Annotated in this window: 7 protein-coding genes and 1 pseudogene; 3 read left to right on the forward strand and 5 right to left on the reverse strand. The window is 56.4% G+C overall.

What is annotated here, in order from left to right:
• Window positions 1-492 (forward strand): annotated as a pseudogene (locus RCH87_RS05545) (allophanate hydrolase subunit 2 family protein); the annotation flags it as partial.
• A gap of 55 nt (window positions 493-547) precedes the next feature.
• Here the strand turns inward: RCH87_RS05545 and RCH87_RS05550 are convergent.
• Window positions 548-1,075: a GNAT family N-acetyltransferase gene (locus RCH87_RS05550; RefSeq protein ID WP_306515737.1), complete on the reverse strand. Its 528-nt coding sequence runs from the start codon at window positions 1,073-1,075 to the stop codon at window positions 548-550.
• Window positions 1,076-1,359: 284 nt separating this feature from the next.
• Window positions 1,360-2,241, reverse strand: coding sequence for a LysR family transcriptional regulator (locus RCH87_RS05555; RefSeq protein WP_306515738.1), 882 nt, complete (start codon window positions 2,239-2,241; stop codon window positions 1,360-1,362).
• Window positions 2,242-2,306: 65 nt separating this feature from the next.
• On the opposite strand from RCH87_RS05555, the gene RCH87_RS05560 reads away from it, so the two are divergent.
• Together RCH87_RS05560 and RCH87_RS05565 are read left to right on the forward strand one after the other, a co-directional pair.
• On the forward strand, window positions 2,307-2,669 hold the full coding sequence (locus tag RCH87_RS05560) for a PH domain-containing protein (RefSeq protein WP_306515739.1): 363 nt from the start codon (window positions 2,307-2,309) through the stop codon (window positions 2,667-2,669).
• A gap of 149 nt (window positions 2,670-2,818) precedes the next feature.
• Window positions 2,819-3,166 (forward strand): DUF5997 family protein, encoded by a 348-nt coding sequence (locus RCH87_RS05565; RefSeq protein ID WP_306515759.1) that lies wholly within the window; start codon window positions 2,819-2,821, stop codon window positions 3,164-3,166.
• Window positions 3,167-3,231: 65 nt separating this feature from the next.
• On the opposite strand, the gene RCH87_RS05570 is transcribed toward RCH87_RS05565, so the two are convergent.
• The 3 genes from RCH87_RS05570 to RCH87_RS05580 all read right to left on the reverse strand — a co-directional run.
• Window positions 3,232-4,029 carry an aminotransferase class IV gene (locus tag RCH87_RS05570; protein ID WP_306515740.1) on the reverse strand — a complete coding sequence of 266 codons (798 nt, stop codon included), beginning with the start codon at window positions 4,027-4,029 and terminating at the stop codon, window positions 3,232-3,234.
• 119 nt (window positions 4,030-4,148) lie between these two features.
• Complete coding sequence (locus tag RCH87_RS05575; protein WP_306515741.1) at window positions 4,149-5,081, reverse strand: iron-siderophore ABC transporter substrate-binding protein; 933 nt, start codon at window positions 5,079-5,081, stop codon at window positions 4,149-4,151.
• A 98-nt stretch (window positions 5,082-5,179) separates the two neighbouring features.
• On the reverse strand, window positions 5,180-5,780 hold a 601-nt coding region (locus tag RCH87_RS05580), incomplete at its 5' end, for an anthranilate synthase component I family protein (protein WP_306515742.1).

The following is a 5,780-nucleotide window of genomic DNA, read 5'->3' on the forward strand; positions in this document are numbered from 1 at the left end:
TCTGCAGCCACCGATACGTTGTCCGGAATCGGTCCAGGCCCAATTCACGCAGGCGATTGCTTGTCGACGGGTGCCTCGCGAAAAAATTCGCCCGTTGGTCCGCCACACGCAAAGCACGTGCCGGCGCCGTTTGTTCCGCGCCAGCGCGAAGTGCTTGATGTGGTGGTCGGGCCACGGCAGGACTGGTTCGAGGACCTCTCGGAGCTGTTTAACCAGGAATTCGAGATCACTGCCGAATCTGACCGTGTCGGTGTCAATCTCAAAGCCACCCGGCCGCTGCGTCGGGCTGCGAAAGGAGAATTGGCTTCTGAAGGCGCACTGCGGGGTGCGCTGCAGGTACCTCCTAGCGGGCATCCCGTCGCTTTCGGTGCCGATCACCCGATCACCGGTGGTTACCCAGTCATCGGGGTTCTGACTAGCGAGTCCGTCGACAAGTTGGCACAGTTAAGCCCAGGAACAGTCGTGACATTCCGGGGCGTTGCGCAACAGTAGTGCTGCGGTGCAGCGTTAACAACTGGTGCTAGGTCCGCTGCTGAGTTTCATCAGTTTATTTCTCATCTGGCTTCGCCAGCAGCTTTTCCCACACATCGGTATCGCGCCACTCCCCGGCGCGCTCGCCGTAGGTCATTTTCGCCATGTGGCTAAACGTTCCGACCTTCTCGTAGCCGCGCGATTCATGTAACTTCGCTGAGCCTTCATTCTCTGGGAAAATCCACGCGTGGATTGCCCATTTGTGTAGCTCTTCTGCAACTTCGATCAGCTTATCAAGCAGCGCACCTGAGACTCCGCGGCCTTGCGCGTCCGGGTGCAGGTAGATGGAATCTTCCAATACTCCGTGAAATGCTGGCCGATGGCTGGCTGGCGCCCCCGAAACCCAACCGAGGATTTTGGAATCGTTGTCTTTTTCCACGGCAACGAACACGGTTTCCATGACTTTCAGCCGTGTGAATTGTTCCCATGTTGGTGCTTCGGTCTCATACGTAGCGTGGCCGGTCTCTAGGCCGAGCTCGTAAATTTCGCGCACCTGTGGGTAATCATCCGGGCGGATCGGGCGCAGGTTAAAGTCATCGGACATTGCTGTTGGTCCTCTCGTAAGTGTCTCGAGTTCACTGGACAGTTTTGGTACGACTCGCAGCAATGCGTGAAGTACGGTAGTTGTTCTCGCCAGGATTTCTCGCGCCAGCAGGGCGAATCTCACCTGGTTTACTTTTCTGGCAGAACCCCAATTTACACCCCTGGTGGCTCTTGCTGTCGAATTTTCATGCACCCACAGCGCATTCAAGCATCTCAATCGCAGCCGTGGCCTCGGATACGACCGTCAAAAGTTCTTTTGGCACTCCATCCGGGCGGGCCATAATGCTAGCGACGACGCTTTTTCTTCCGTGGTCCGCCGCCAGTTTTAGCACGTGCGCCGTTGCCTTTCCCGTGCACTCCAGCGCCTTTGCCGCGCGCCCCTCTTCCAGTTTTGCCAGCCGACGCTTTCGCTCCTCCAGTTTTGCCGCCAGCATTGCTGCGCGTGTCTTTCACCGCGCGGTGCCGCGTCGATCCCGACTTGCGCCCCTTGGCGATCCCGACAAAATCCTGAATCGCGTCCCCGTCGTCAGCTACCTTCCACACCAGCGCAATCTCGGTTTCTGGGGCAGCAACATCCTCATTATCACGGTCTACAATTTTGCCACCAACATAGGGTACGACGCTGATCTGCTTTTTCGACAAAAGCTTCAACAACGGCAGTGGCCCAATAGCAACCCCAACATTGGCCGCAACCACCTGCAACGCCTCACGGAGCTCGTCGACGTCAATCGGACCGTTGTGTTCGGCCACGAAGTTAATGATCTCGCCCTCGATATCCGCTGCTGCAACGGCTTCGCCAACCTCGGCATACACGCTATCTTTTGGCACCGCGATGCCGCATTGTTCGGTGTACAGCTTGACGACGTGGAACTGCCTGCCGATTGCAGCTTCATCAACTCGTTTATCCGGTAGCCGCATCAGCGCGAGATCCGCAGTAACCTCACTAACTCCTCCCTCGCCGACTCCAGCCTCGTGATCAGTCTCATGATCAGCACCGCCGGGGCCGTCGGGACCTGAGCCGTCGGGGCCGTCGGGTCCTGAGCCGTCGTAAAGCGCTGCAAAAGGGTCATCGACCGCCACCGCGTCCAACCCGTGTGGCGTGTCACGTTGGAATCGCTGGAACCATTTTCCCGGTTCAGTGCCAGTAGCGAATGCGAGGTGCAACATGCAGGCCATGCTACCGCGCTGGCATATTAGAAGAGACCCCAATACTCTGAGCGGAAGGAAACCCCGTGGAATTTAAATCGATTGCCGAGTGGACGTTATTCGAAGAAACCCCGATACCGGACGATGTCTATCCACTGCTGACCAACGGCGAACATGCACACGTCGCTTTTAAAACGTTCCGTGACAGCGCGATTTTCACCAATAAGCGGTTGATCGTCCGTGATTCACAAGGCTTACGCGGCAAGAAAATCGAGCTGTACTCGCTGCCGTATTCTGCCATCAATATGTGGTCCACGGAAAACGCCGGCACGCTGGACTTCAATGCTGAAATCGAATTGTGGACGCGCGCTGGGCATATCAAAATCAAAATCGGACGCAAGCTGGATGTGCGTGCGATCGACAAACTCATCGGCGACTGTGTTCTGTAGACGACTGTGTGCTGTAAATGCGTCTCGTGTTGTAGGGTGCAGGTGTGAATCAAAGCAATAATTCTGCCGCACAAGCTGATCAGAACAACGCTGACCAGAGTGATGCCACTGTCCGTGGCGCCGACGCCGCTGCCCCTTCAAGCACTGCAATGAAGCCGCAAACAGCGGCCAAGAAGCTCGGCATCCATCTGCCGGCCTGCCCACCCGAATTCCAGAATGGTGGTATCAGCCATGCCCAGCTGCGTTCACTGCAGCACGAGCCACCACAGTGGTTGCAACAGTTGCGCCTGGAAGGCCCGCATCCTCGTGCTGAAGTTGCCCGCAAGTTAGGAATTTCCGTCAATGCTGTCAAGACTCACCTGGACAAGGCGTTGACCACCGCGGAAATCAAAGAGCTGTTGCAAAACCAGCCGGAGTGGTTATCTAAAGCTCGCACCCAGCTTGCCGAATCCCGCAAGGAAGGCGCACGAGCCGACGGCGATAACGCTGCTGACTAACTGTCGCATCCACATGGTGGCTAGCTCCCCAGACAAGGGGGCTAGCTCCCCCACGCACTTGGTGGCTAGCTAGCAGCCTCCCACAAAGCCTGATTGATTGGTGCGGGATCAGGGGCTGGAACCGCGGGCCGACGCCCAGCATCGGTGCGCCAGGCAGTCAAGCGTGTCCAGCCATGCAGTGAGCTTCCCACCCACGCCGGAGTCTGCAAGGCTTCTGCCAGACTCAACACCCCGCGATGGACCTGCCACCCAGCATCCTGGAGGATGCTCACACTGCTGTTTGCCGTCACCGATGCTAAAACCTGAGCTTGTTCCGGCGGCAGCAGCGCAATTTTGTCTTCCGCTGTTGCATACTCGGCTCCACCGGTTATATCTGTCGCACCACCTGTGTTTTCGCCTGCCGCGGTGTCCGGACCGGCGTCAACAGATTTTGCTACCCAGCCCGGGAAAAACATGATCGAGGCATTCGCTGCCTCAAGCACCTTCCCGTTGCGGTGGAGTACCGCATCATCAGCCCCCGCAGCTCGGGCACGCTCACGCAGCTGCTGCAGGTAGTCATAATCAGGACCTTTCACCCGCGGCTGCACACGTCCATCTTGTTCGGATGGGAGATACAATTCGGTGGTGTTCCGCAGTACTGGCGGGTGGCGCAGCTGCCAACGAAGCCGACCTTCGGCGCCCGCCTCGATTTTCGGAAAATACGTTCCTTCGTCCGGTAGCTCATCACGCACACGCAGCAAAAAAGCTTCGATATCCCATTGGTCGAAACCCGCTTCGCGCGCACCAAGGCTAAAGCGGTATTCGTGGGCTTCACGGCCAATCACGCGGCCGTCTTTAATGAGGTAAGAATCCAGGATCGTCATTGTTTGCCCAATTATGCCAGGGTTGTGAAAAAGCCAAGAACCAGCGCATCATAAACGTGATTATAGATTTTGCAGTCGCGGTTCCGGAGCACATTCTACCTGGTTAAAAACAACGCTGTTTATTGCGTGCGCTTTGGCAACTTCGCACCCTTAGCAAGGTGTTCTGCCAGACCATCCTGGATCAGCGTTGCCGACAGCCACGAAGCATTCAAGTACCAGCCGTCGTTATCGATTTCGAATGCTTGGCCTTTTTCCACCGCGCTCAGCGAATTCCACAGCGCAGTCTCGGTAGGATTCGGGCTTCCCGGAACCACACCGTAGAAAATCCAGTCAGCATCTGCCTGCCCAAGTTCTTCGGCGGAAATATCGCGGCTAGATTTGTCGGTGAATTGCTGACTTTCCGGACGCTGCAATCCTGCATCAGCCGCGACGATGCCAGCCATGGACTCAACGCCAAAGATATTAAATGATTCATTTTTCGGCCGCAGCAGCGAAATCGTGCCGACGCCGTCGTCAATAGCATCATCCAGAGCACTCGCACGATGGGCGTAGTTGTCCATGAAGGCTTCGTATTCGGTGGTTTTATCCAGCGCCTCGGCAAGAATCTTGAAATCGCCCTTCCAGTTCTCACCGCCGCCTTTGCCTAGGGTCACCGGAGCAATCTGCTCGAGCTTGTCGACGATCGCAGTATCAGTGCGCTCATTTGCAAAAATATGGGTCGGATTCAGCGCAGCGATTGCCTCGATATCTGGATTTGCGCGCTCACCGACGACTTCGATCGCATCTAAATCATACTCATCGCCGTATTCCTTTTCGACGAATTCCGGGATCGCTTCTCGATCTTTGGCGACGGCAGTGCCCACCGGAACCACGCCGAGCTGCAATGCATTCTCGAGTTGTCCGGTGTTGAGCACGACGACGCGCTGTTCCTGGACAGTATCAGCAGCATTCGATTCGGTGTTTTCTTCACCATTGGCACACGCGGTCAACGACCCGATGACTCCGACCCCGACGATAGCGAGCACCACTTTGCGCGCACGAGTAAATTTCACGAGTTTCTCCTTACTCAGCCAGCACTGGCTGCGGATAAGTCTTCCGCAACCAGGCCCGGATCTAACAAAACTCGTTTATATTAACCGAACATCAAACATTAGGCAAGGGTATCCAACCAACCGTGCAGTGGCTTGGCCTTCACCTGCGTCTCGGTATATTCGTCTGCCGGATCCGACAAAGAGACGATCGCCCCGCCCACGCCATAGGTCACTTGGCCTGCTTCAAAGATCATCGTGCGTATCGTCATCGACAAATCCACCGCCCCATTGAATGAAAAATAGCCAAAGGCACCGGAATACGCCCCGCGATGGCTTCCCTCGAGACGATCAATGATCTCCAACGTGCGTTTTTTCGGAGCACCCGTCATCGAACCAGCAGGAAATAGCGACCGCACCGCAGCAACCGGGCTCACCTTAGCCAACCGCGCAGACACGGTGCTGACGAGCTGATGCACACTCGGGAACGATTCCACGTCCCATAATTTCGAGACCTCCACCGTGCCCGGCACCGCGACCGCATTCATATCGTGGCGCACCAAATCCACGATCATGAGATTTTCCGCGCGATCTTTTTCTGCCGTTCGGAGATCCTCACGCAAGGCCACATCTTCTGTGGCACTCGCACCCCGCGGGCGAGTACCTTTGATAGGTTTGCTTGTCACTTCCCCGTTGGCAATACGCACGAAGCATTCCGGGCTT

Origin of the sequence: Corynebacterium sp. (assembly GCF_030826625.1) — a bacterium.
GTDB lineage: Bacteria > Actinomycetota > Actinomycetes > Mycobacteriales > Mycobacteriaceae > Corynebacterium.